The 23,835-nt window shown below is 55.1% G+C and carries 20 protein-coding genes, 1 tRNA gene and 1 pseudogene; 14 read left to right on the top strand and 8 right to left on the bottom strand.

What is annotated here, in order from left to right:
• The first annotated feature begins 15 nt into the window (after positions 1-15).
• Together ACR0JW_RS15425 and ACR0JW_RS15420 are read left to right on the top strand one after the other, a co-directional pair.
• Positions 16-1,071 carry a sugar phosphate isomerase/epimerase family protein gene (locus tag ACR0JW_RS15425; RefSeq protein WP_170681410.1) on the top strand — a complete coding sequence of 352 codons (1,056 nt, stop codon included), beginning with the start codon at positions 16-18 and terminating at the stop codon, positions 1,069-1,071.
• Positions 1,071-2,225, top strand: coding sequence for a Gfo/Idh/MocA family protein (locus tag ACR0JW_RS15420; RefSeq protein WP_170681408.1), 1,155 nt, complete (start codon positions 1,071-1,073; stop codon positions 2,223-2,225). Before ACR0JW_RS15425 ends, ACR0JW_RS15420 begins: the two co-directional genes overlap by 1 nt.
• A gap of 384 nt (positions 2,226-2,609) precedes the next feature.
• Here ACR0JW_RS15420 and ACR0JW_RS15415 read toward each other — a convergent pair.
• Together ACR0JW_RS15415 and ACR0JW_RS15410 are read right to left on the bottom strand one after the other, a co-directional pair.
• A pseudogene (locus tag ACR0JW_RS15415) lies at positions 2,610-3,001 on the bottom strand (IS5 family transposase); the annotation flags it as partial.
• Between the two features lie 259 nt (positions 3,002-3,260).
• Positions 3,261-4,202 carry a pirin family protein gene (locus ACR0JW_RS15410; protein ID WP_170681406.1) on the bottom strand — a complete coding sequence of 314 codons (942 nt, stop codon included), beginning with the start codon at positions 4,200-4,202 and terminating at the stop codon, positions 3,261-3,263.
• 793 nt (positions 4,203-4,995) lie between these two features.
• On the opposite strand from ACR0JW_RS15410, the gene ACR0JW_RS15405 reads away from it, so the two are divergent.
• The 4 genes from ACR0JW_RS15405 to ACR0JW_RS15390 are packed head-to-tail and all read left to right on the top strand — an operon-like array spanning position 4,996 to position 8,920.
• On the top strand, positions 4,996-6,414 hold the full coding sequence (locus ACR0JW_RS15405) for a circularly permuted type 2 ATP-grasp protein (RefSeq protein WP_480714150.1): 1,419 nt from the start codon (positions 4,996-4,998) through the stop codon (positions 6,412-6,414).
• A 2-nt stretch (positions 6,415-6,416) separates the two neighbouring features.
• Positions 6,417-7,358, top strand: coding sequence for an alpha-E domain-containing protein (locus ACR0JW_RS15400; protein ID WP_170681402.1), 942 nt, complete (start codon positions 6,417-6,419; stop codon positions 7,356-7,358).
• A gap of 3 nt (positions 7,359-7,361) precedes the next feature.
• The gene (locus ACR0JW_RS15395) at positions 7,362-8,159 is read left to right on the top strand and encodes a transglutaminase-like domain-containing protein (RefSeq protein ID WP_170681400.1); all 798 of its coding nucleotides are present in this window, start codon (positions 7,362-7,364) and stop codon (positions 8,157-8,159) included.
• A gap of 11 nt (positions 8,160-8,170) precedes the next feature.
• Positions 8,171-8,920: a proteasome-type protease gene (locus ACR0JW_RS15390; protein WP_170681398.1), complete on the top strand. Its 750-nt coding sequence runs from the start codon at positions 8,171-8,173 to the stop codon at positions 8,918-8,920.
• Positions 8,921-8,992: 72 nt separating this feature from the next.
• Here the strand turns inward: ACR0JW_RS15390 and ACR0JW_RS15385 are convergent, their stop codons facing one another.
• Positions 8,993-9,766: an SDR family NAD(P)-dependent oxidoreductase gene (locus ACR0JW_RS15385; RefSeq protein WP_480714163.1), complete on the bottom strand. Its 774-nt coding sequence runs from the start codon at positions 9,764-9,766 to the stop codon at positions 8,993-8,995.
• Between the two features lie 303 nt (positions 9,767-10,069).
• On the bottom strand, positions 10,070-11,149 hold the full coding sequence (locus ACR0JW_RS15380; RefSeq protein WP_170681394.1) for an AI-2E family transporter: 1,080 nt from the start codon (positions 11,147-11,149) through the stop codon (positions 10,070-10,072).
• Between the two features lie 19 nt (positions 11,150-11,168).
• Between ACR0JW_RS15380 and ACR0JW_RS15375 the strand changes: the two genes are divergently transcribed.
• A complete protein-coding gene (locus ACR0JW_RS15375; RefSeq protein ID WP_480714149.1) occupies positions 11,169-11,336 on the top strand; it encodes a hypothetical protein in 168 nt (55 codons plus the stop codon).
• Here the strand turns inward: ACR0JW_RS15375 and ACR0JW_RS15370 are convergent.
• The 4 genes from ACR0JW_RS15370 to ACR0JW_RS15355 all read right to left on the bottom strand — a co-directional run bounded on the left by ACR0JW_RS15370 (position 11,259) and on the right by ACR0JW_RS15355 (position 14,361).
• The gene (locus tag ACR0JW_RS15370) at positions 11,259-11,567 is read right to left on the bottom strand and encodes a hypothetical protein (protein WP_170615127.1); all 309 of its coding nucleotides are present in this window, start codon (positions 11,565-11,567) and stop codon (positions 11,259-11,261) included. The two genes, ACR0JW_RS15375 and ACR0JW_RS15370, sit on opposite strands and share 78 nt — an antisense overlap.
• Positions 11,473-11,715, bottom strand: a complete 243-nt coding sequence (locus ACR0JW_RS15365; protein WP_480714148.1) for a glycine zipper 2TM domain-containing protein — start codon at positions 11,713-11,715, stop codon at positions 11,473-11,475. Before ACR0JW_RS15365 ends, ACR0JW_RS15370 begins: the two co-directional genes overlap by 95 nt.
• 690 nt (positions 11,716-12,405) lie before the next feature.
• A tRNA-Leu gene (locus ACR0JW_RS15360) sits at positions 12,406-12,490 on the bottom strand.
• 422 nt (positions 12,491-12,912) lie between these two features.
• Entirely contained in the window at positions 12,913-14,361 is a 1,449-nt protein-coding gene (locus ACR0JW_RS15355; RefSeq protein WP_480714147.1) for a trimethylamine methyltransferase family protein, read from the bottom strand.
• 351 nt (positions 14,362-14,712) lie between these two features.
• On the opposite strand from ACR0JW_RS15355, the gene ACR0JW_RS15350 reads away from it, so the two are divergent.
• From ACR0JW_RS15350 to ACR0JW_RS15320, 7 genes are all read left to right on the top strand, one after another.
• Positions 14,713-15,204: a hypothetical protein gene (locus ACR0JW_RS15350; RefSeq protein WP_480441549.1), complete on the top strand. Its 492-nt coding sequence runs from the start codon at positions 14,713-14,715 to the stop codon at positions 15,202-15,204.
• A gap of 3 nt (positions 15,205-15,207) precedes the next feature.
• Positions 15,208-17,220: a dynamin family protein gene (locus ACR0JW_RS15345; RefSeq protein ID WP_170681390.1), complete on the top strand. Its 2,013-nt coding sequence runs from the start codon at positions 15,208-15,210 to the stop codon at positions 17,218-17,220.
• 8 nt (positions 17,221-17,228) lie between these two features.
• On the top strand, positions 17,229-18,953 hold the full coding sequence (locus ACR0JW_RS15340; RefSeq protein WP_480714146.1) for a dynamin family protein: 1,725 nt from the start codon (positions 17,229-17,231) through the stop codon (positions 18,951-18,953).
• A 52-nt stretch (positions 18,954-19,005) separates the two neighbouring features.
• Complete coding sequence (locus ACR0JW_RS15335; RefSeq protein ID WP_170681377.1) at positions 19,006-19,407, top strand: hypothetical protein; 402 nt, start codon at positions 19,006-19,008, stop codon at positions 19,405-19,407.
• A 22-nt stretch (positions 19,408-19,429) separates the two neighbouring features.
• The gene (locus tag ACR0JW_RS15330) at positions 19,430-20,284 is read left to right on the top strand and encodes a hypothetical protein (RefSeq protein WP_170681375.1); all 855 of its coding nucleotides are present in this window, start codon (positions 19,430-19,432) and stop codon (positions 20,282-20,284) included.
• 67 nt (positions 20,285-20,351) lie between these two features.
• Complete coding sequence (locus ACR0JW_RS15325) at positions 20,352-22,394, top strand: dynamin family protein (protein WP_170681373.1); 2,043 nt, start codon at positions 20,352-20,354, stop codon at positions 22,392-22,394.
• Positions 22,391-23,683, top strand: coding sequence for a dynamin family protein (locus ACR0JW_RS15320; RefSeq protein WP_170681371.1), 1,293 nt, complete (start codon positions 22,391-22,393; stop codon positions 23,681-23,683). Before ACR0JW_RS15325 ends, ACR0JW_RS15320 begins: the two co-directional genes overlap by 4 nt.
• Positions 23,684-23,835: the final 152 nt, after the last annotated feature.

The following is a 23,835-nucleotide window of genomic DNA, read 5'->3' as shown; positions in this document are numbered from 1 at the left end:
TGGGGAGGAAATTTTATGAAGACGATCAAAGGACCAGCGTTGTTTCTTGCACAATTTGCGGGGGACGAAGCACCGTTCAATTCGTGGGACGCGATCACTAAATGGGCCGCTGACTGCGGATACAAAGGCGTTCAGGTTCCCAGTTGGGATGGCCGGTTGTTCGACCTCGAACAGGCCGCGTCCAGCACCGGTTATTGCGATGACTTTAAAGGCAAAGCCAGGGAAAACGGTGTCGAAGTCACTGAATTGTCAACGCATCTTCAGGGCCAGCTTGTGGCCGTCCACCCGGCCTATGACAGTGCGTTTGATGGTTTTGCAGCCGAAAGTGTTCGAGGGAACCCGACAGCCCGACAAGAATGGGCAGTGGATCAAGTCAAAAAAGCGCTAACGGCTTCGAAAAATTTGGGTATCTCGGCACATGTGACCTTCTCTGGCGCCTTGGCCTGGCCCTACGTGTACCCTTGGCCTCAGCGCCCTGCCGGCTTGATTGAAACAGCTTTTGACGAGCTCGCACGCCGGTGGGGTCCGATCCTGGAACACGCGGATGAATGCGGCGTCGATGTCTGTTATGAAATTCACCCCGGAGAGGACCTCCACGACGGCGTGACGTATGAGATGTTTCTCGAGCGGACGGGCAATCACCCACGAGCTTGCATGTTATACGACCCGTCGCACTACGTTCTTCAATGCCTCGACTACCTGGATAATATCGACATCTACAAGGACCGAATACGGATGTTCCATGTCAAAGATGCCGAGTTTAACTCGACTGGCCGACAGGGTGTTTATTCTGGATATCAAAGCTGGGTCGATCGCGCGGGCCGGTTCCGGTCGCTTGGTGATGGTCAAGTTGATTTTGGGGCTGTTTTCTCCAAAATGGCGGCGAATGACTTCGATGGCTGGGCCGTCGTCGAATGGGAATGCTGTCTCAAACACCCCGAGGATGGCGCGCGAGAGGGCGCTCAGTTTGTATCCGACCACATTATCCGAGTGACAGAGAAAGCCTTTGATGATTTCGCTGACGGTGGCACAGACGAAGCGGCCAATCGAAAAATGTTGGGGATCGAGTAATGGTCACAGGACGCAATGAAGAAACCTCAGGCCGCATTCGACTTGGCATGGTTGGCGGCGGGAACGACGCCTTCATTGGCGGCGTTCATCGAATAGCGGCGCGATTGGACGACAAGTTTGAGTTGGTTGCCGGCGCTTTGTCTTCGACGCCAGAGAAATCTCTTGAAAGTGGTCAGGCGTTGGGGCTCGAACGGGTCTATGAAGACTTCAAACAAATGGCGATAAGGGAAGCCCGACTGAAATCCGGGATCGAGGCGGTCTCAATCGTCACGCCAAATCACGTCCACTATGCAGCCGCGCGTGAGTTCCTGAAGCGCGGTATTCATGTAATTTGTGACAAGCCACTCACCTCGACTCTTGCCGATGCAAAAAAACTGGTCAAAGCAGCAGAAAGCGCGAATGCCCTATTCATTTTGACCCACAATTACACGGGCTATCCGATGGTTCGGCAGGCGCGTGAAATGGTCGCTAACGGAGATATCGGCAAGATCCGCGTGGTTCAGGTTGAATACCCCCAGGACTGGCTGACTGAGCAGCAGGATTTCAAACAGGCTGAGTGGCGAACCGATCCCGAACGCTCGGGCGCGGGTGGATCAACCGGTGACATCGGAACTCATGCTTACAACCTCGCTTGCTTTGTAACCGAGCTGAAGGCGGAAAGCTTGGCGGCAGACTTGCAGGCCTTTGTGCCAGGGCGCAAAGTCGATGACAACGCGCACGTTTTGCTTCGCTTCGAAGGCGGAGCGCGGGGTATGCTGTGGTCTTCTCAGGTGGCTCCCGGCAACGAAAACGCACTTCGTTTGCGCGTCTATGGCGAAAAAGGTGGGCTGGAGTGGTCTCAGGAAGATCCCAATTATCTTTGGTTCACGCCATACAACGAACCCAAGCGTTTGATCACTCGAAATGGAGCTGGAGCTGGTGACGCAGCTAATCGATTGAGTAGAGTTCCTCCGGGACATCCCGAGGGATATCTTGAGGGGTTCGCGAATATCTATGGAGAAGCTGCTGAGGCGATCCAAGCTTTCCGTACCGGGATTTCACCTGACGCGTCGGTTGTTTATCCAACGGTTCATGACGGACTTAATGGTGTTAAGTTTGTGGCGGCGTGCGTGCAAAGCTCTTCAAGGAATGCGGCTTGGGTCAACTTAACTTAAAACCTCCCTGTGGGCATAGGGCAGACATCTTGGAAGGCCGCGTGGGTATCTGTTAAAAACCGAAGCGCGCAACCTTTAGGTGAAAGCTCAGGAAAAACAAGCTGCGAATGTCACTGAACCGGTGTTATGTGACGCGATCTCTGGTTGGGTGGTCAGTTCCCCTGCAAAGCTCACCCACCATCACTTATGTCTTTCTGGCAGCGGGCATTGATCCCAATTGCAGAGAACGGCCGTCTCGAGCCCAAAGCTGAACTTTCAGGATTCACCCAGATGTAGGTTCAAAGATCTGCAATAGCGGCCTGTCTTTGATATTGCGCCACCAGGATTGTTTGAATTCAGCTTTTGCAACTGAACGTTCCAGAAGGTTCGCACCGTAGCCTAGTAGCTGACCTGACCGGCGGTGACGAACAGGTTGAGCGGTCGGCCTTGGCTGTCGCAGATGGCGTTCAGCTTGGTGTTGATGCCGCCTTTGGTGCGACCAATCAGGCGTCCACGCTCCCCCCTCTTTCACGCCCATGCTGGTCGCGGTTCGGTGCGCCTTGAGGTAAGTCGCGTCAATCATCACGGTCGTCTTTTCGCCGTGATCAGCAGCAAGACCCACCATCATCCAGGCGAAGACGCCCTTGTCGCTCCATCGCTTCCAGCGGTTGGATAGCGTCTTGTGCGGGCCGTAGGCGGAGGGGGCGTCGCGCCACCGCAACCCATTGCGATTGATGAAGATAATGCCGCTCAACACGCGCCATCTGCGCATCCGTCAGCCAGAAAAGATCAGACACATTCTCAGCTCGGTTTTCGAACCGTGAATCACGCCGTTCCGAGGAAATCAATGGGTCCTGACCATAAGATGACATTTGTCTTGCTATAAAAACTTAAAGCAAGAAATGCGTCCCAATTGGTACCGACGGCGTTTTGTATTTGATCTATCATTTTGGGTGCTCACAAGAGGATGCTCTTGGTTGAAAGACCTCAACGCCCTTCAAATTCCCTTTGAGCTTCCGATAGAAAAGATCAGAGTTCTTTTGCTTGATGGATTAACTACCTTTTTGGCAACGTGATGAACTCTTGGTCATCACCAGGCGGCAAGTGGAACCGTTGGTTGCTATCCCACGCCTCGGCCCTCCAAGCCTCCTTTGCTTCTTCGATGCGCTCCTTGGAGGAAGCCACGAAGTTCCACCAGATATGACGGGGGCCCTCAAGAGTCTCACCGCCCAGCAACATCACTCGTGCGCCTTTTTCACCAGCTTTCATCGAAATGCGATCACCAGGGCGGAAAACCATCATCTGACTTGCCTCGAAGGTATCCCCGGCGACCGTAACCGAACCCTCGACGACGTACACGCCGCGATCCTCGTGATCATCCGGTAGTGGAATGCTGGCACCCGGTTGCAATATCGCATCGGCGTAAAACATCTCTGAGGCCGTCTCAACGGGCGCTCGTTCTCCGTATGCATTTCCAAGTATCAGGCGTACTTCTTTGCCTTCGCCTTCCATGAACGGCAGAGCATCTGCGGGTGCATGTTGGAACATTGGATCACGGTCTTCATGATCCTTTGGGAGGGCAACCCAAGTCTGAATACCGAAGAACGGCATTGGGTCCACTTGGGTTTCGTCGTCGGTTCTTTCTGAGTGCGTGATGCCATGTCCTGCGACCATCCAGTTGACTGCGCCCGGTTCGATCCATGAGTCCGTCCCAAGGCTATCCCGGTGGTGCATACGACCACGATATAGGTAGCTTATTGTAGCTAAGCCGATATGAGGGTGAGGGCGTACGTCCATGCCTTTTGTCGGCAAGAACTCCGCGGGTCCCATTTGATCGAAAAAGATAAAGCTTCCAACCATTTGGCGCTTTGGAGCGGGCAGGGCGCGGCGTACCTCGAAACCTCCCAGATCGCGGGCACGTGGGATGATGATGGTATCTATGGCATCCACGGCGTCACCTGCGGGGCAATGGGGATCTAGCGCAGGGTTCCAAGACATGGCGGTGTTTTCTCCTTTGGCTCTGCCGATAATATGGCGCAAGGGAGTTTGAAGTGAACCCCAAGGGGTGCTCAGGGTTCGTGCGGGGTTGCACACCTATTCACTTAAACCAAATGATTTGCATTTAGGGGCAAAAATCTGAGCGGGATATGAATACGTGGTCCTTCCCACTATCCCTCGTGACTCTCTTGGATCACTCGGGAAAAACCTGCAAGGTACCCACGGGATACTCGGGAAGGCCGTGCGTCGCCCTGGCAACCGCTGATCTGAGGGCATTTGATTGGCCCTAAATAATCTTCCGAATAAAACTCTTAGTGTATCGTCGACCTGTTCAGGCGACAGTAGAGTCTCGGAGTAAAGCTTGAAGACCCATCGGACTGTACTTCAAAGGTGGTCACCTCTATCTTTCCCGCGAGAGGTCCAAATGACTGTTCGCATCCGCAAACCAGTCTTTTGACTAAAGCTGTCGGATGACTGCGTCGATCCCCTTCTCCCGGACGCTGCGCGGTGCACGAATGTCTGCTCTAGAGGTGGTGCATAGTTAGCCGTATTGCACCCAGTTGGATCAAAAACCCCACTGGAAGCCAGCTTCTTGTTCCGTCACGCCCCAAATCTTCTGACAACGGACACATTGAATGTGACTTCAACTGGAAACACAAAAAAACGGCATGTTGTTAAGATCATCACATTATCCAGATCCAGTTAGCCTGAAAATTAGACGCTCCTTCCAAAGGCAGCTTCCAACCAAGCCTGAATGACTTGAAAAATCTGATCTATGCGTAAAACTTTAAGCATGAGTGAGTGTTTTGATGAAATGTTCAACGGCGATGGATCACTCAGAGGTCCATACCAAGAGATCGGCCGCTGGTTCAATGCTGAAGACGTATCGCGACTGAGGGCGAAACAGCGCGAAGCCGAAGAAGTCTTTAGGCTAACGGGCATCACTTTTAACGTTTACGGAAAAGCCGAGGCTGAGGAACGCCTAATCCCATTTGATATCGTACCGCGTGTCATTTCAGCACGAGAATGGCAGCGGCTGGAACGCGGTATTGAACAACGGGTTCGGGCAATCAACGCCTTTCTCCACGATATCTATCACCGCCAAGAAATCGTGCGTGCCGGACGCGTACCCGCTGAGATGATTGCCGGGAACGAAGCGTTCCTGCCGCAGATGCTTGGCGTCTCGCCCCCTGGTCAGGTCTATACACACATTGTTGGGGTCGATCTGGTGCGAACCGGACCGGACGAGTTTTTCGTTCTGGAGGACAACGCCCGTACGCCATCCGGGGTTAGCTATATGCTGGAGAACCGGGAAACGATGCTAAAGATGTTCCCCGAGCTCTTCAGCGCGACTAATGTTCGGAATGTTTCGGACTACCCTCGCAATCTGAGACGATCTCTTGCTGCCTGCGCGCCGGCTTGCGCCGACGGAGAACCAAGCGTCGCGGTATTAACCCCGGGGATCTATAACTCGGCCTATTACGAACATGCGTTCCTCGCAGATCAGATGGCTGTGGAGTTGGTCGAAGGCCACGACCTACGCGTTGTCGATGGGCGCGTCTGCATGCGCACCACCAGGGGCTATAAGCCCATCGACGTACTTTACCGCCGGGTAGATGACGACTTTCTGGACCCCCTGAATTTCAACCCCGATAGCGCCTTGGGCGTTCCGGGCATCCTGGACGTTTACCGCGCAGGAGGCATCACGATCGCCAACGCGCCAGGGACCGGTATTGCCGACGATAAGGCGATCTATTCCTACATGCCTGAAATCGTTGAATTCTACACGGGTGAGAAGCCCTTGCTGCAAAACGTCCCGACCTGGCGCTGCAGTGATCCCGCCTCTCTCTCCTACGTGCTGGACAACTTGTCCGAGCTTGTTGTGAAAGAAGTACACGGGTCTGGCGGCTACGGAATGTTGATCGGGCCGACCGCCAGCAAGAAAGAGATTTCGGTGTTCCGCGACAAGCTCAAATCGCGGCCCGGGAACTACATTGCTCAGCCGACTCTTTCGCTTTCGACGGTTCCGATCTTCGCTCGCTCGGGACTTGCGCCCAGACATGTTGACCTAAGGCCGTTCGTCTTGGTATCGCCCGAAGGGATCAAGATCACACCCGGCGGTTTGACCCGTGTGGCGCTTAAGAAGGGATCTCTCGTCGTGAACTCAAGCCAAGGTGGCGGGACCAAAGACACCTGGGTTCTGGAGGACTGACCATGCTGGGAAAAACTGCTGGCGGGTTGTTCTGGATGTCCCGGTATCTTGAGCGAGCGGAAAATACGGCGAGGCTGCTTGAAACAGGTCAGAGAATGGCGTTGACCCGTACAAAGAATTCTGCCGAGGAATGGGGTTCGGTTCTGAAAACGGCCGGGGTTCTGGATGGGTACCACGCCAAGTACGACGAGATTTCAAAAGACAATGCGGTCGATTGGGTGCTTCGCGACGCTGATAACCCATCCTCGATCAAGTCGGTCATCAAGCAAGCCCGAGACAACGCGCGCCTTGTTCGGACCGCGCTGACCCACGATGTCTGGAGTGCGGTGAACTCCACCTGGATGCAGATCGATGAGGCGATGAAGCGGCGCGTGAATGAGAGGGATTTGCCAGCGACCTTGGAACTCATTCGCCAACAGGCGGCTCTGGTCCGTGGTGCCACATTGGGGACTATGCTGCGCAACGACATTTTCGATTTCACCCGCATCGGGACATTTGTCGAAAGGGCGGACAATACCGGGCGCATTTTGGACGTGAAGTACTACGTTCTTCTGCCCACAGCCTTCTCGGTCGGCTCGTCGCTAGACAACATCCAATGGGAAAGCATCCTGCGTTCTGTTGGCGCTGGTGGTGGGTATCGAATGACCCATGGTGAGAAAACCCGGCCGTCTGATATTGCCCAATTTTTGATCCTGGATCAGCGAATGCCGCGCAGCCTTCACTTTTGCTGCAGAAAAATTCAAGAGAACCTGTCTTACCTAAAGAAAGACTACGGCTTTGCCGGGCCTTCGTGCGAGGCATCAAATGCTCTCTACGAGAAATACCTGGATCAGAAAATTTCCGATATCTTTGAATTCGGTCTGCATGAGTACATTCAGGATTTTCTGACCGATCTCGGCAACTTAAGCCGTCAGATCGAGATTGATTATAGGTTCTACGAGTAGCCAATGAAACTGCACATTCGACACGAGACACGATACGATTTCGACGCGCCGGTTCCTTTCGGACTGCAACAGCTTCGAAAAACACCAAAGTCATTTCGAAATCAGAGCATTGTAAGTTGGAGTACCCAGATCACCGGCGGGCGCAAAGAGCTTACATTTGAAGACTATCACCGCAACACGGTGGAATTGATCAGTTTCGAAGCAAACACTCAAAGCATCTCGTTGATCTCCGAAGGCGTTGTTGAAGTGAAAGACACGCACGGTGTTCTGGGGCGTCACGAAGGGTCGACGCCCTTGTGGCTGTTCAAAAGAGGCACTCCGCAGACTTCGCCAGGGAAAGGAGTTGCAGAGCTGATAATCGCGTTGCCCAACAGCGATCCGCTGAAGCAGATGCATGCTCTGTCCGAAAAAATTCGAGCTCAGGTCTCGTACGAAATTGGAAGTTCGCACCCGGGCTGGAGCGCAGAAGATGCCCTCAAGGCCGAGCGCGGTGTGTGTCAGGACCACGCGCACATCTTCATTACCTGCGCGCGACAGCTCGGAGTGCCAGCACGCTACGTTTCGGGCTATTTGATGATGAACGAAACAGAGCTGCAGGACGCGACCCATGCCTGGGCCGAAGTGCATTTGGACGGGCTTGGCTGGGTGGGGTTTGACGTTTCAAATGGGATTTCACCCGACGATCGATACGTACGCGTCGCAACCGGGCTGGACTATGCCCAAGCCGCACCGGTAATAGGGAATAGAATTGGGACAGCGGGCGAGCAATTGACAGTGCAGTTGCAAGTCGCACAGCAGTAACGGAGAATTTGATGACCTATGCTGTGGGCATGCGGCTGAATCGCGGGCTGGTGTTCATGTCCGATACGCGCACGAATGCAGGCGTGGACAATGTTTCAACCTTCAACAAGATGTTCAATTGGACAGTCGAAGGGGACCGGTCGATCACTATCCTAACGGCCGGAAACTTGGCCACTACGCAGGCCACGATAAGCCTTCTGGAAGAACGAACAAAAGCGCCGGCAGATCGTTCACCATCGATCTTAGAAGCACCGACAATGTTTCAAGTTGCGCAACTGGTCGCGTCTACGCTGAACGACGTCATCGAAGAGCATGCCCGGTCTGGTCAGCAAGCTGACAGCGCTTTTCACGCGACACTCATTGTTGGAGGCCAGATCAAGGGCGGCCCGTCTCGCCTGTTTTTGATCTACCCTGAAGGCAATTTTATCGAGGCCGGCGACGACACTCCGTTCTTTCAGATCGGTGAGACAAAGTATGGTCGCCCTATTCTGGTGCGAGCCTATGATCCGGAAATGAGTTTTCCGGAAACCGTAAAACTCTTGCTTGTCAGTTTTGACTCCACGATTAAGGCCAATCTGTCTGTCGGGGCTCCGCTTGACCTGCTTCTCTACGATGAAGACAGCCTTGATGGCGGTATGCGGTCAAGATTCGAATCCGATGACCGGTACTTTCGCATTATTTCCGATGGATGGGGTGACGCGTTGAAATCGGCCTTGGCCAAACTTCCAGAATACAGATCCGGGCGAAAATCAAACGAGTGAGCGACCGCTTGGTCCGCATTGCGGACGTTCGTCATGATTGAGCGAATGACTGCTTTGAGCCGAAAGCCGACATCAGTTAAGGTGAATACCCCCGTCGATCACGACAGTTTGCCCAGTAATTGTATGGCTCTTACAAAACAACAGTGCTTGCTGTGCAACGTCGTCAATTGAGGTTGTTTTCCCAAGAAACGACCGATCTCGCCACATTGCAACATACTCTTTGGTAGCCCCGCCAGACATTTGCGTCCCTTCCATCAAACCAGGAGATACGCAGTTCACCGTGATATCGGGTGCCAAGGCTGCAGACAGAAACCTTGTGAGAGGTACGACAGCAGCTTTGCTTGGCGCATAGGCTGCTGCAGCACCCCAATCCCCATGCCAAATTGTAGATGAAATGTTTACAACTCTACCCCAAGTGGACGCTCGCAGATGAGGAGCGGCTGCTCTGGTAAGAAAATATGGACCGCTAAAGTTTGTCGTTAGCATTTCCGTCCAAATCTCCGGGGTGAGGGCTTCCAGATCACCAGTTGGCAAGTTGAGCCCGCCAGAGGCCATGCCGGCATTGTTCACCAGAATGTCCAGCCCGCCGAACTCGCTGACTATCCTGCCAATACAGGCATGCACTGAAGAAGGCTCGGTGAGGTCAAACTGTTCTGCGCGAGCCGTGCCGCCTTGGCTTTTGAAGTCCGCGCAGACTGCTTCCGCGCGATCTGATCCACTGCGGTATCCGACAACCACTTTGCTGCCGTTGCGAGCGAGGAGCCTACAGATCTTCGAACCAAGCCCACCGCTGCCGCCACTAACAAAGGCGACGCTTCCAACGATTTCCAACCTTTGATCCTCCATCAATGACACTACCACCAATAGTCGGACGCAATTCTCTCTGGCAAAATCAAGTAACGCAAATGGGTTGGTTTAGCTGCGAATGAAATACTGCAGTGTCCTCTATTCGAACCCGGGGCTCTGCTAGCACAGTGTTCGGTTCTGAAGTAAGTGCTCATTAAGGTAAAAGCGAACGCTGCCCCGTTGCCAGACATGTCGGCACTTAAGGATCGAGGAAGCCAGTGATTTATTCGGAATTCGCTGCGCAGTCTGCAAGGGCATCGGTCGCATGGTGTTCCCTTCAGAACCTTTTCAAACAGATTCAGGCTATTGGAGGTCTTCTTCGTTCAGCTCTCGAACCTCGTCATCGGAGCGTTCCGCGCCGAGCCACCAAAGAATCAACTCGAGACACAGTGCAAGAATGACAGGACCGAGGAATACCCCAACGACTCCCCAAAAAAGTAGCCCGCCGATAGCGCCAAGAAAAACCAGAATTGCCGGCAAGTCCGCTCCGCGCGATACAACAAGTGCTTTTACGAGGTTGTCGGAAAGCCCAACCGCCACAAGCCCCCAGAGAACCATAAAGGTCGCCATGACCGACTGATCATTCATCCAAAGCCAGATCGAAAGTGGTGCCCAAATCAGGATCGGGCCGACTTGCAGAAGGCCAAGCATAAAGGTTGCGAACGCCAGGAGTGGCCAATGTGGCGCGCCGACGAGCCAGTATGCGAAAGCAGCTACACAGGCCTGTACAGCCGCTGATCCAAGAACACCAAGCACGGTATAGCGGATCGTCAGGATCGAGCGAGCACCAAGGTCGGCGACCCGCGTTCCTCCAAGTTTTAGTGCCGCCTTGCCTGCGAGCAGGCTGAGATACTGCGAGTTATGTAGAATTACCCCAGCAAGGATCAGGCCCAGCAAAAACTCCAAAACAAAATAACCGATTAACCGACCTTCGAACACAATTGTCGAGAGAAGCAAACGCAGATCATCGCCAATCAAAGTGCGCAACGCCTCCAAGTCATCTCGTATTCCTATCCAAAGATCGCGCCAAGTTGCGGAGATACCGGCGGGAAGATCAACGCCAATCCATTCAAGGCTGTCTCTGTTTGCGGCGGCAATCGCTAATTCTGGCAAAATCCCTACAACGGAGCGAAAAAGTAACAACATCGGGACAAGTACGATGAGTATCAACCCGACGACAGTAAGGCCAGTCGCCAGTGCACGTCTTTGTCCAAGTTGGTTTGTAAGCTGCGCATGAAAGGGCAAAATGGCGACCGAAATAAAAAGGGCCCATAACAATGCAGGAAGGAATGGGCTGAGCGTCAGCACCCCTAACAGGAATATTAGCGCAAGCCCCCCAAGTGGGAGAGCCTTTTGAACTATATCTCGCATGTCTGCGAGCATTTCGACCTCACTACGACCAATGAAACGCGCAGTACACTATGGCCATCATTTGGCTAGTGGCCACTATTTTTTTGAAGGAAGTAACTTGCGTGAAGATGCTATTAGAGACTCAGAATTTGCGAAAGCGCAGAGCGGAGACAAAGGCATCATTGTCATTTCCCGCATGGCAGCCGTTCTTCAGATCTGATCGAATGATCGCGTCGAGCCCAAATCGGAGGTCCATCTTCAACTCTGGCTCTTCGGAGAAGCGCAGAACCGCGAGTATCCCAAGGAACAGGTTAGTTATTCGAGCAGTGCCCTGCCTGCCCTTCAGTATGCATTCTTCAGTTACAAACCGATTGACCTGCATACATTCCAAGCCCAGCGCCGGCTGCCGTAGCCAAGGCATTGCCTGTCCCGCCGCCGAAGCGATTTCCAACTATTCCACCAATCGCAGCTCCACCCAAAACACCTCCGGCGCAACGAGCATCATGTTGGACTTGTGCCTGAGTTGGCGTTGACGGTACTCCGCATGCGGTCAAGAAAATTGAGCTTCCGAGCAAGCTGGCTATCAGTGCCTTCTTCATCAGGATTTCCTCGTGATTTACCAAGTCTATTAGCTTTTTAGGTGGTCCGTGGCTGGCTATTACACAAGGCATAAACCGCTGTATGGACAAACGTTAACCTAATCTCAATAAAGGCTGCTAAAGACAAAGCTTCTGACGGCCTGTGATAAAACTCAATTCGTTTATTCGCTTTGGCTTGTCAAATTGTAGCATTTTGTTTCGCTTTACCCTGCGCAAATGCCTTGCACTGCCCAAGCATAGTTATTCTGTCTGTGAACACTGCGGTGTTCAATGCAAAGGGCTGGTTTGTCCGCAATGCGGCAATTTAGTGAAGTCCGCCCGACGTCTGCTGTGTCCGCAAAGGAGACGATCAAGCAGGTCGCCGCGAATGTCCGCAACGCAGGACTTAAACCTGGCATTTCCTAATATCCGCTTTGGCGCTTCGTACATCCGTTGGCAGGCGGCTACATGCGCCATTCCAGAGAAATCGTTGGTGACTAATCCAAATTTCACCATTCGGTGAAGTGCAAACAACTACCGATACACCCTGATGGAGTTCTCGAAGATTCGTGAGCAGCTCACTCTAGGGCTCATCGCTGATTTAACCGACAATCCGCAGACTACGGCGAGACTAAGGTTGGTCTGTTAGTGGGACCGCCAACCTCCATTTTCAAATAAGTATCTAATATATAATATATTTATTCAATTCTTTGGTGCGGGTGGAGGGACTTGAACCCCCACGCCTTGCGGCGCCAGAACCTAAATCTGGTGCGTCTACCAATTTCGCCACACCCGCATTCCGGCATTTGCGCGCCGGATTGACGCGGTCAATATCAAAGCTTGAAACCGAGTGCGAGAGGGAATTGCAGGCGACGCCAAAGTTTATTCCCGTTCGCAATATTACGCCTGATCAAGGTACTGATCCAAATTCGTTCATGGCAACCGTCAGTTGAACTAACTCCTGTTCAGTGCCGTGTAGAAACAAGGACATGGCGATGCAATTGAACAGGCCCTGCTGAGTTTATTCGTCTCTACTGAAGTGATCGGCACTATAGGTGCGCAATCGGATTAGGCGTTGATGAAGTCATCTGCGCGAGCATTTCTGCTTCGCAAAGTCCGCTGGGTCCAATAAATCAGAGCTCTGCGCACCAAAGCAGAAAAACCAATGCAAGTCCGCCCACTACCGGCATCCCCGATTTCCGCTGACGCGTGGGGTGCTCAAACCTTCAGGCGAATTGGCAGCCGCGCACGCAAAGCCTCTTCGGCCTTGGCGGGCAGATGGTCGGGCGCGGGTTGTGTCTCGATCTGGGCAACGCGGGCGATGGCGCGGTCCCATACTGTCTGCGCACCGCTTTCCAGCCAGTCATTGACGCTTTGGCGGTCGCCCAGAGAGGGGTAGACATATTCGCGGGTCATCAGGTTCAGTGTTTGAGCGGTGCCAAGATAGTGCCCGTCGCCAGTGACGACCTCTTCGATCAGGTCAAGATCAATCGAGTTGTCACACATCTCGACCCCGCGAACCGACCGCAGGATCGCGCCGCACATGTCGTTGTCGATCACCAGCGCCTCTTTGCTGGCGGCCATGATCGAGCCCAGCATGCCGACCGAAAGGTTGATCATGTCCGCCCCGGACTGCGCGGCCAGAGCGATGGTATAGCCCTTCTCGTATCCTGACTGCGCGTCAGCCGTCTTGGCGTCAGTCATCCCGGCGGAAACAGTCGATGGCAAGCCGAGGTTCAGCAACAGCTGCGCGGCGGCGGCATTGGTGATTGCGACTTCACCCGATCCGCCGGTCATGGCCCCGGTGCGCAAATCCGAGATGAAGGGCAGAAAGGCAAGGATGCAGGGAAAGCCGAACCTCATCATGTTGACCAGCACCAGACCCGCCAGCGATTCTGCCAGACCTTGCGCCAGCGCTCCGGCCAGAGAGGCCGGGCTGGTTGCCCCCGCCTGTGCCGCCGAACAGATCTGGAGCGGCATCCCAAGACGCACGCATTCGCGCATGACACCACATGCTTCTTCGGCCAGCGTCAACGGCGGCACCACATGACATACCGAGGCAAAGCAAAACGGTTGCCTCCTGAACCCCCCTTCTGCCCCCAACGCTTGATCAAACATCTCGATCACTGGGGCGACGTGCGCCGGGTCAAAAAAGCTGGTGCCGATCGGCTTTGATGTCGCCTTCATTGCCGCAAAGGCGGTGTTGATATCCAACGTCAACGGGTCTTCCAGATCCCGCGCGACCACCGGGCGCAAAGAATAGTGAATCGCATCACAGGAATCGACGATCCGCATCAGGCCATAAAGGTCCTTCAGCGTGCTGTCGCGATATGTATTGGTTTCGGAATCAAGGATGTGTACGGCCGCGCCGCCGGTACCTATATGAACCTTTCCACCGCCTATCTCGATCCCGCGATCCTTGATGAACCCGGGCAGTTCGACCCGCTTGCAGGCCTTAGAAATCACCTCTTCGACCAAAGCGCGGGGAAAGGTGATACGCCCGTCCGCCCGCTGCAACGCACCGCTGTCAAGTGCAAGTTCACGAATATCACGGGACGCACCCGACACTCCAGTCCGTTCCAGAATATCAAACGCGGCGTTGGTAATTTGGGCAAGCTTGCCCTCGTCCAGTGGTCTGAACCGCCCACCGAAAGGTGGCGGCGTCATTTGGTGCGCAGAAAGTGCCAAGCCCCGACCGGATCGTGATCGCCGCATGTCTACATCCTATGTGGATCCCAGTGCGGAGGCATCTTAGGAAGCGCCACTTTCAAGCTCAATTCTATTAGTTGCATAATTTCGTGAAATTATTTCGCTCAAGGCAGGCCGGGCCCACCACCCGCCCTGAACGACGGGACGACCTTTTTCTTGTTGCCGGGAAGGAAATCAAGCGAACTCTCCCATGGGTTGAGGCATTCTTATGCGCGCCTCACCACATTCGCGCCACAATTCAAACGTTAAAATATCTTATTCGCGTCAAAATAACACCGCCTTGAGGGTTCTTCTTGGGCACAGGAGTTAATGAGTCTTTTTGCGCATCTGCTGCGCTGTACCAGTGTTTCACTCAACTCCAGCACAAGGGTCTTTACCGTGACCGACATGATGAACTCCGCCGCTGCCGAGCAAGACGCTGTCGTTTTTGCACGTCAAAGTTTTCTTGGTGAACTCAAAACACTGAACCGCGATTACCCTGACACGGGATTTGGCATTGCGTTGCGAACCCATTCCGGCGACCACTATCTGCTTGCCAATGCACGGATGCCTTTGCCTTCCGTCAAATCCGAAGGGTTTCCCACTGGACGCCAGGTTGCACGCCTGGAAAATGGTGATCATTTCAGTTTGATCGAAGTTCTGGCCGATGCCGGAGCATATGAAAACATTTCTCCGCGCGCCGAAGCCGAAATTCTGGGCAACGCTCTGGATCTGATTGCCCGGATCGACACCCTGACCCGCGCGCCTTCTGGCCGTATGCCGGAAACCCTGCAAATCGCCGCAACTGGAACCGGAGGCTGATCCATGGCGCGCAACGAACATCTTCTGTCCGTAGGTAATGAGGCCCTGTCACCTATGACGTCGGCCATGACGTCCCTGACGGCTCAGATCGACCAATTGACGGAAGTGGCCGATGCGCGCTCTTCGGCGCGGCTGGCGACACTCAAGACGCGGATGGAGAACTTTACCGCGTCCGTGACGCTGGTCGGGCAGGTGAAGGCCGGTAAATCCTCGATCGTGAACATTCTTGCGGGCCGTCCAGCCCTGCTGCCGTCGGATGTGAACCCGTGGACCTCGGTTGTCACCACCCTGAACATCAACACCCGTACGCAGGGCGGCACCAAGTCCAGGTTTACCTTCTTCGAGCAGGAGGAGTGGGACAATCTGATGGTCGGCGGTGGCCGGCTGGGCGAACTGGCCAACCGAGCTGGTGCGGACGACGAAATGGATGATATCCGGCGTCAGATCAATGAGATGAAGTCCAAGTCCGAAGCGCGGTTGGGAAAGCACTTCGACCTGATTCTCGGCCAGAGCCACCAGTACGACTATTTCGATGAGGAACTGATCCAGCGCTATGTGTGTCTGGGGGACGAAGACGACCCGGATATTAACCCAAAAACGGGGCGGTTCGCCGATGTCACCAAATCAGCGGAACTGTTCATGGATATTCCCCAATATCCGATCTCGCTGAAGCTCTGCGACACGCCCGGTGTGAACGATACTTTCATGGTGCGCGAACAGATCACCTTGCGCAGCTTGCGCGGATCCGAGGTCTGTATTGTGGTTCTCGCGGCCAGTCAGGCGCTGACCACCATGGATATGGCGCTGATGCGGATCATCGCCCAGTTCGAACACCGTCAGATCATCCTGTTCGTGAACCGGATCGACGAGCTGGCCGATCCCGTCAATCAGGTTCCGGAAATCCGCGACCGGATTCAGGACACGCTGAAACAGAACAACATCGACACAAACACCAGCGTTGTATTTGGAAGCGCTTTGTGGGCCGAGGCCGCACTGACAGGCAACCCCGACATCCTGACAGAAGAATCACGACAGGCGCTGAACACGTTCTACCTGGCGGCCGGATTTGGCGATCAGGCACCTTCGCTTGACAAAATCTGGGCGTTGTCCGGTCTGCCTGACCTTCTGCTGGCCATGAATGAACGCATTGCCGAAGGCGCGGGCACCCGTCTGCTGGATCGTGTGCGCCACCGGGCCCGAAACATTGCCAGCCAGATTCGGGCCACGGCCGTCGCCAAGACTCTGTCTGGTGGCGAAGGAGTGGTTCGGGATCTGGACGGAGTATCGCCAGAAGACGCCATTTCCACCGTAGCCGCCGAATACGAAAAGAAGGTCGCTGACCTGACCACGTCGTTGCGCGACAAAGTGCTGGAGCGGCTGGCATCGGCCGAGGCAAATTTTGTCAAACGGGCGACGGATTCCCTGATTTCCCATCTGGAACAGAACGGCGAACAAGGCACCTGGCAGTATGATCCGGCCGGGCTGCGCACCCTGCAGAAGGCCGCCTATTTCAGCTTCGCCCGATCCATGCGCAAGGAAGCCGGAGCGCTTTATGCAACCGCCGCAACGGACGTGGAGGCGCTGTATCACAGGTTGCTGGGCAACCATTTGGGTGAATTCAAGATCGAAGCTCCGATTGTACCGCGCGTCCCGCCGCCATTAGGCATCGGGCGTACCATTGCGCTTGATTTGCAAAGCACCTGGTGGCGCCGCTGGTGGAAACGCCGCAAGGGATTCGAGGCTTATGCGGCGGATTACACCCGCCTGATCGCCTCCGAAGCGAACTCGATCACCAAGGATATCGAAGAAAACCAGATCGCAGCCGTTCTGGAAAACGTCAGGGCTACTCTGTCCGATTTCATGCGTGAACAGAAAGAGACCCTGCTGAACATCTCGGCTACGGCGGAGCAGGATCCCGGACGCAACACCGCATTGATGGCAGGCATCCAACTGCAGAAATCGCGGGACGAAATCCTGGGTAGCATCCTTAAAGATCTAAGTAACGAGGCAGCATAAGTAGAGATATGACAAAAGACTCACAAAACCGCTTCGTGTCACCAAAGGCCTGGGAACGCATCGAGCAGTGGTCCCGCCGCAAGCCGGTCTTTGCGCTAATGGGGGAATTCAGCGCCGGGAAATCGACGCTGATGAATTTTCTCTTGCGCACGCAGGCACTGCCGACACAGGTCACGGCGACGCAATTGCCGCCCATCTGGTTCAGTTGGGGCAACAAACCTGCATTTGTAAAACGGCATGATGGCAGCACGGAAAGTATCACGCTGGATCAGCTTGAAAGTGTTGGCGTGAATGATGCGCAGTTCATTCGCATCTATCTCGAGGCCGACATTCTGGAAGCTGTCGACCTGATCGACACCCCGGGCATCTCGGATCCCAAGATTTCGACCGATGTGTGGCGGCGCGCGATCGGTCAGGCCAATGGCGTTCTGTGGTGTACCCATGCAACGCAGGCCTGGCGCGAGACTGAACGCGCAACCTGGGTATCCCTGCCCGAGCGTTTGCAGAACAACTCCCTGCTGCTGGTCACCCGCGTCGATGCACTTGATGTCAAAGACCGCCAGAAAGTGCTGCGACGGGTCAATCGGGAAGCCGGACATCTGTTCAACAGGTCGATCCTGTTTTCTGCGCGCGATGCCATTACGGCACGGGACAAAACCGGTGATGCCGACCTTTGGTCGCGCAGTGGTGGCGGCAAGATGGTCGACAGCTTTCTGGAGATCACCGAGCACATCATGGACAACCGGGCTGAACAGCTGTCCCGCTATCAGATCGACAAGACGCTGTCCAACGAACCCAGGGTTCAGCCGCTGCGTCCGTCCCGTAAAACCGATGGCGAGGCGGACAAACGGCCCGAAAGTGAAGCGGCGCCCCTCCAACTGGTAAACCCCCTTGCCGACGAAAGCGACGAACCCAAGGTCGTCACCAGCTTTCCAGTGCGTCCTGCACGTGTGGAGCGGCAAGGCGAGGATTCGGAACGACCGCGAATTGACCCGGCTGAGGCCGAACGACTGCGGGCTGAGATGGTGCCCGAGACCGTAGACCCGAGCAAAGACGGCGAAGACGACGATCTGCGGACCTTTTTCCGCAAAACGTCGGAGGGCCCGCTGGACCTGACGGCGCTGGCCAGATCCACTTCGGATGAAGACGAGTTCGATCTGCTTGACGAAGACGAACTGGATGAAGAGGCCCGCGACCCCGCGATTGCAACCAGTGAACCCGAAGAGTGGGACGAGTCTGAAACCCTGATCGCGGCGACTGAAGACAATCAAGCGGATGCGCCTGAAGTCTCGGTCGAGGAGGAAGCTGAAAAAGAAGAGGGAATTGAGGTATCGGTCTCGTCGATCACGGCTTTGCTGGCCCAGCAATCGGACAAGTCAGACCAGGAATACGAACCTGAGCCTGAAGACCTTAGCCCGGCCGAAGCCGAGATTTTGTCCATGCCGGGCGGAAATGCCGAAGCGCCGAGCCGCGAATCCGAGAACATCGATGCGATAGCTGGCCAGATGTCGGCGCCTAAGGAAAGCTCGCTCAGCGCATCCGCCATGTGGCGCGAGGTTGCGAAGGACGAAGATCTGCCGGAAGATGCCGAAGGCTTAAAGAACGTATTCACGGCGTTTCTGGCTGAGTTTGACAAGATCGCCGTTGAGCACAACGAGCAGCAGACCAAAGAGGCGTTGCGCCCAATGGCAAAAACCAGTGAAAACAGCAGGGCGGAATGGCATGTGCTTTAGTCCCGGAAACATTGTCCTGACGGACAGTTTCGACAGAATTGCCAGGTGTTAGATGTCGATCGAAGCTGCGTTGACCACTGCAATGGAATCAATACCCGACTGCATCGCAGCCGGGTATATCGATATGGAAACCGGGATGTTGCTCGGGACAAAAGTCGCTGACCCGGAAGGTGGCGACGCATTGGACACACTTGCAGTTGCTGTCGCCAACCTGTTTCAGGGCCGGGGAGTACGGGCCTTTGAGCAGCTTCTGCGGCAGGCAGAACCAGAAAGCCCAGACGGTTCCGGCTTTGGCGAGATTGCAGTGTTTTCCAATGATCGGCTCAATATTTTTCTGCGGACCCGGGAATATCCCGATCATGTTGTCTGCTACGTCTGTCACAGCAGCGCGAATGTCGGGTTGGCGCTGGCGAAATCACATCTGAGTCTGGGGTCGGTGGCGGCTGCAGTCTAGTTCGACCTGAGGGGGTCAAGACATGATGGATACTGACATACTTGACATGCTCGAAGACATCGGGCGGTCATCTGTTGCCCGGCTTTCTCCGGCTGTGACCCTAGTGGGCGACACGCCCTTAACACGTCGCGCTGAAGTATTGCGCGCCATTCGCCGAACCGTATTGCCGCGCCGCCTAGAAATTACGGCTGCAAATGGAGATTGCCTTGCAATTGAGGTCAACAGTTCAAGGGTCACGGATGTCTTTCGCGTCCGGTCCGGTTTGGTGCCGGATTTTGAAACCGAAGCCCGGGACGTGTTGACCGACAGGCTGGCCCATCTGGTGTCGGACATTGCCGCTGCCCCTGCCCCGCTGGAACTGACGTCATTACAACCGGATACTGCGCTGGAAGCAGATGATGTTGGGATAACCCTCAGCGAAATTCAGGTTGCCTGCCAGAGTATTGAGTTTCCCACCGAACCAATTGTTTCGATTGTGCCTGATGTCCAGCCGGACCCGCAACCGCCTGCACCTCAACCGGATACACTGGCGGCAAGGTTCTTTGACGCGGCCGACAAATTTGCGCTGGGACGCATTCTGGCGGAAAGCTCAGATGGGCGCGAATTGCAATCCGATGGTATTTGCGCACCCGGCCAAAGCGCGGGGCCAAATCAGGAACTTCTTGCACAATTTGCGAAGGATTTAAGCGGATGGAACGCCGATCTGGCTATCGATCCCAAAAAGCCGCAACTGATTGTCATGCGTCCGTCCGGCGGTAAAGGAGCCGGTCTGGCGGTACTGCAGCATGGTGATCAATTCGCGGTCGCCTTGCATGAGGCGCGCAAGCTGGGTTCAGCGGTCAATCTGTGGACCTCTCTGAAGGGATCAGAGGAATGACCGCGCCCAAAACAATCAATTTTTCGAATAATTCAATCCGTGAGTACGAGTAAACAGGTATAACGTTATGAGTGAAAATAATCGTCGCGAGTTAATTCGCATCGCAGAAGACATGAATGAAGTGAGCAATGACGAGACCCGTCAGTTCATTTCGCGTATTGTCAGAGACCTTACAAATCTGAGGCCCTCCATCGCTTTTGTCGGTCAGATCAAGGCCGGTAAGTCTCGTCTGATCAATGGCTTCACCGGGCAGGCCGAGTTCCTTCCGTCGGATGTAAACCCCTGGACCACCGTAATCACCGATATGCATTTCGGGCATCCTTCGGGCCGGACGGACGGGGCCGAGTTTCATTTCTTCGACAATCGCCAATGGCAGGCGCTGATCGCCGAAGGTGAAGAACTGCGCAACATGTTCCCCGATGACGAGGACAGCTATAAGCGCGAGATGATCGAGGAACAGGTCGAGGCGATGAAAACCCGCGCCCGGCTGCGTCTGGGCGAAAGCTATGAACAACTGCTGGGTCAGCACCACGATCTGGAACATCTCAATACGGACGATCTGGCGCGCTATGTCTGCGCCGGGGATGATCCAACCGATACTGAAACGCACGACCCCGGTTCTGACCGGGGCCTCTACAGTGACATTACCCGCAAGGCCGAAGTCTATTTTGACATCGGCCACTTTCCGTTCCCGCTGACCGTCACGGACACACCCGGTGTCAACGACCCGCTGCTGATCCGCGAGGAAATCTCGCGCCAGTATCTGAAGGAATCCGACTTTTTTGTTGTGGTTCTGTCGGCGCATCAGGCCCTGTCCCGGGCTGACCTGAAACTCTTCCGTTTGATGCAGGCGTTGGAGTTGGGCCAGATCGTCGTGTTCATCAACCGCGTGGACGAACTGGGCGGTGGTGCCGAAGATGCCACGAAAGTGCGTGCGGATGTTCGCGACGGACTTGAGAAAGCCCTTGGAAACTCGGATATCGACGTTTTGATGGGCAGTGCCCAATGGGCACATTATGCCCTCACTGGAGATGACACCGGGATCAATCACGATCACGTTCTTGCCTGGTTGCGAGCCCATCCCGAACAGATGAAGCAATATCTGAAAGGTGTTGAGGAGATCAAACAGGGGCCCGGTCCCATCAGTCGCGAAGGTGTCCTGCGCTTTGCGGCCATGATCGCCTCGGGCCTTCCGGATCTGCGCCGGCATGTGACCCGCGCCCTCACCGAGGGCCCCCGGAACGAACAGATGCGCATGGCGTGGCAGCACCTGAACAGTTTCGCCAAGGGCGAGGTTGAACGCTCTGGCGCGCATCTTCGCGCTTTAGAAGTCGATTCCGGCAAAGACACTTCAAGTGCGGATGAAAACGACAAGACGCTGGGCGATCTTCGCGCCTTGGTGGTCGAAAAAACCAGCGAAATCACAAATGATATGGACGACGTTCTGGCCAATCTGCGAGGTGTCATGGATGACACGGTGGCTGAATCCGTATCGGGCGTGGTGCGCGGACCGAACGGGCAATCGCCGCTGCTGATCAGGGGCGGCGATACCGAATTGAACTTTACCCCGCTGCGCGACCGGATGCGGGAACTGGTTCAGGGGGCGACGCAGGTCGTCCGTCAACGGATGCTGAGCGAACTTTACGCCATCGACATGCAATGCAACGCGGCACTGCGGACACTGGCAGGCTGGCATGATCCGGCTGACAACCGCATGAACACCAGTGCCGTGCGGTGGTACCGGCCGGACACAACCGCCCTGACACGCGGAATCACGGTAGAGTTGCGTGTGAACTGGCTCTCTCGCCTGATATCGCGTAATAGTGTGGTATCCAGGGCCGAACGAATGATCGTTCAGGAATTCGAGATGATCGGAGATGATCTGGTCGACACCGCGCGCGGGGATTTACTGGAACGTCTGAATACTGTTCTGGATCACTACATGGCTCTGTTGGCCGGACATCTTGAACATCGCGCCGGTAGCGGTGAGGCAAATGCGAGAACACAGGCGCAGACCGCATATGATCGCGCCCGGCGGATTGCCGATGAACTGGGTTCCGTTTTCGGACCGAATTTGGCGGAAAACACACAAGCAGAGGCTGCTGAATGATTGAATTTCCCGGAACCGAAAAGGAAGTGCGCCAGCTTGAGCGCTTTCTGACCGCGACGGAGGCATTGCCTTCCGATACGGCGCTGGACAAAATGCGCGAGCGTGCGCTGGCCCACGCCGAACGGTTGTCCAATGCTGTCAATATCGGTTTCGCGGGCGAGTTCGGGGCTGGCAAATCCAGTCTGGCCAACATGCTGGCCGGGGCCGACATACTGCCGACCGGGCCGCAACATCTGAAACTGCCTTTGGTGATTGTTGCCTATGCCGATACACCGGAAACAACCGTCGGATGGTGGGATAAAGAGCCAAGGGTGTACTCTGGCATAGCGCTTGAGAAGGCGGCTGCGGACAATCCAGATTTCATCTCAGTCGGGCTGAATACACCTGCACTCAAGGAAATCTCGCTGTTCGATCTGCCGGGGTCAGGTGCGCTTGACGATACGTACAAGCAAACGCTGGACCTTCTGAAGTTTGTCGACTGCGCGATCTGGTGCACAAACGGAACCAATGCTTGGCGCGAAACCGAACGCCATCTGTGGGCCCGGGTTCCGGAAGAACTGCGGGCAAACAGCCTGCTGGCCGTTACTCATACCGATCTGCCGCCGGTCCGCGATGCGCTGGATCGTGTTCTGGCTCGGTTGAACAAGGAAAAGGGCAACCTGTTCCGTGCGGTTGTCCCTATCGGCACACCGATAGCGGTCAAGGCAATGGCGCAAGAGCCCGAGCCCGATTTCGACCTATGGGAAACATGCGGCGGGCAAAATTTGGCGGAACAGGTATTGCAGGTCGCATCCGACCGACGCCTGAAGGATCTGGAGGCTGCTCGCACCGACCTGCGGCAACAATTTCTGCCCTATCTGGAAAGCCTGCCCGGTGAGGAACCGGCGCCGGAGCCAGAAAGCACCGATGCGTCGGCAATGCACACGGCGTTGGGGACTGCACTGCCCCCATTGGACAACCCCATCCTGGAAGACTGGCTGGCCGCAATCACCAGCATCTACGAGGACCTGCGGGAATCGTCCAGTATCGAACCCGCAGCCTTCCTTCAAAGCTGTCAGGATATTGTCGAAGACTTCGCCGAACGTCTGGAACAGGGGGATGAAATCGACCCCGAGGCAGACTGGATACCGGGTGAGTTCGAAAAGGCCACCGACCTGCTGCTGTTGCTTCAGTTCGAAAGTGGCGATGCGCCGCTCAAGGACGCGATCAGCATCTTGGCGCAACTGGGCGACAACCTGGCCTGGGCCGGAAGCAAGGTTTCCTCACCACAACCGAAAACCGGCACCTGACAATTTTCTCTTTAAAATTGATCTTGGATATCGCGAATCGAGCCCGGCAGAATCGGGCTTTTATTGTTTCTAATTCGTGGACCAAGAGCGTTTAGCGGACGATCAGTTCACAAGCTCGGCGAACTTAAACACAACATATAGATACGTCACGC

The sequence above is a fragment of the Ruegeria sp. BG6 genome, assembly GCF_056538465.1.
This window is presented reverse-complemented; position numbering and strand designations above follow the sequence as displayed.

Bases quoted from the DNA above. Each gene is read 5' to 3' on its own strand.
- ACR0JW_RS15425 (WP_170681410.1), top strand. From the start codon at position 16: ATGAAGACGATCAAAGGACCAGCGTTGTTTCTTGCACAATTTGCGGGG.
- ACR0JW_RS15420 (WP_170681408.1), top strand. From the start codon at position 1,071: ATGGTCACAGGACGCAATGAAGAAACCTCAGGCCGCATTCGACTTGGC.
- ACR0JW_RS15410 (WP_170681406.1), bottom strand. From the start codon at position 4,202: ATGTCTTGGAACCCTGCGCTAGATCCCCATTGCCCCGCAGGTGACGCC.
- ACR0JW_RS15405 (WP_480714150.1), top strand. From the start codon at position 4,996: ATGAGTGAGTGTTTTGATGAAATGTTCAACGGCGATGGATCACTCAGA.
- ACR0JW_RS15400 (WP_170681402.1), top strand. From the start codon at position 6,417: ATGCTGGGAAAAACTGCTGGCGGGTTGTTCTGGATGTCCCGGTATCTT.
- ACR0JW_RS15395 (WP_170681400.1), top strand. From the start codon at position 7,362: ATGAAACTGCACATTCGACACGAGACACGATACGATTTCGACGCGCCG.
- ACR0JW_RS15390 (WP_170681398.1), top strand. From the start codon at position 8,171: ATGACCTATGCTGTGGGCATGCGGCTGAATCGCGGGCTGGTGTTCATG.
- ACR0JW_RS15385 (WP_480714163.1), bottom strand. From the start codon at position 9,766: ATGGAGGATCAAAGGTTGGAAATCGTTGGAAGCGTCGCCTTTGTTAGT.
- ACR0JW_RS15380 (WP_170681394.1), bottom strand. From the start codon at position 11,149: ATGCTCGCAGACATGCGAGATATAGTTCAAAAGGCTCTCCCACTTGGG.
- ACR0JW_RS15375 (WP_480714149.1), top strand. From the start codon at position 11,169: ATGAAACGCGCAGTACACTATGGCCATCATTTGGCTAGTGGCCACTAT.
- ACR0JW_RS15365 (WP_480714148.1), bottom strand. From the start codon at position 11,715: ATGAAGAAGGCACTGATAGCCAGCTTGCTCGGAAGCTCAATTTTCTTG.
- ACR0JW_RS15355 (WP_480714147.1), bottom strand. From the start codon at position 14,361: ATGACGCCGCCACCTTTCGGTGGGCGGTTCAGACCACTGGACGAGGGC.
- ACR0JW_RS15350 (WP_480441549.1), top strand. From the start codon at position 14,713: ATGAGTCTTTTTGCGCATCTGCTGCGCTGTACCAGTGTTTCACTCAAC.
- ACR0JW_RS15345 (WP_170681390.1), top strand. From the start codon at position 15,208: ATGGCGCGCAACGAACATCTTCTGTCCGTAGGTAATGAGGCCCTGTCA.
- ACR0JW_RS15340 (WP_480714146.1), top strand. From the start codon at position 17,229: ATGACAAAAGACTCACAAAACCGCTTCGTGTCACCAAAGGCCTGGGAA.
- ACR0JW_RS15335 (WP_170681377.1), top strand. From the start codon at position 19,006: ATGTCGATCGAAGCTGCGTTGACCACTGCAATGGAATCAATACCCGAC.
- ACR0JW_RS15330 (WP_170681375.1), top strand. From the start codon at position 19,430: ATGATGGATACTGACATACTTGACATGCTCGAAGACATCGGGCGGTCA.
- ACR0JW_RS15325 (WP_170681373.1), top strand. From the start codon at position 20,352: ATGAGTGAAAATAATCGTCGCGAGTTAATTCGCATCGCAGAAGACATG.
- ACR0JW_RS15320 (WP_170681371.1), top strand. From the start codon at position 22,391: ATGATTGAATTTCCCGGAACCGAAAAGGAAGTGCGCCAGCTTGAGCGC.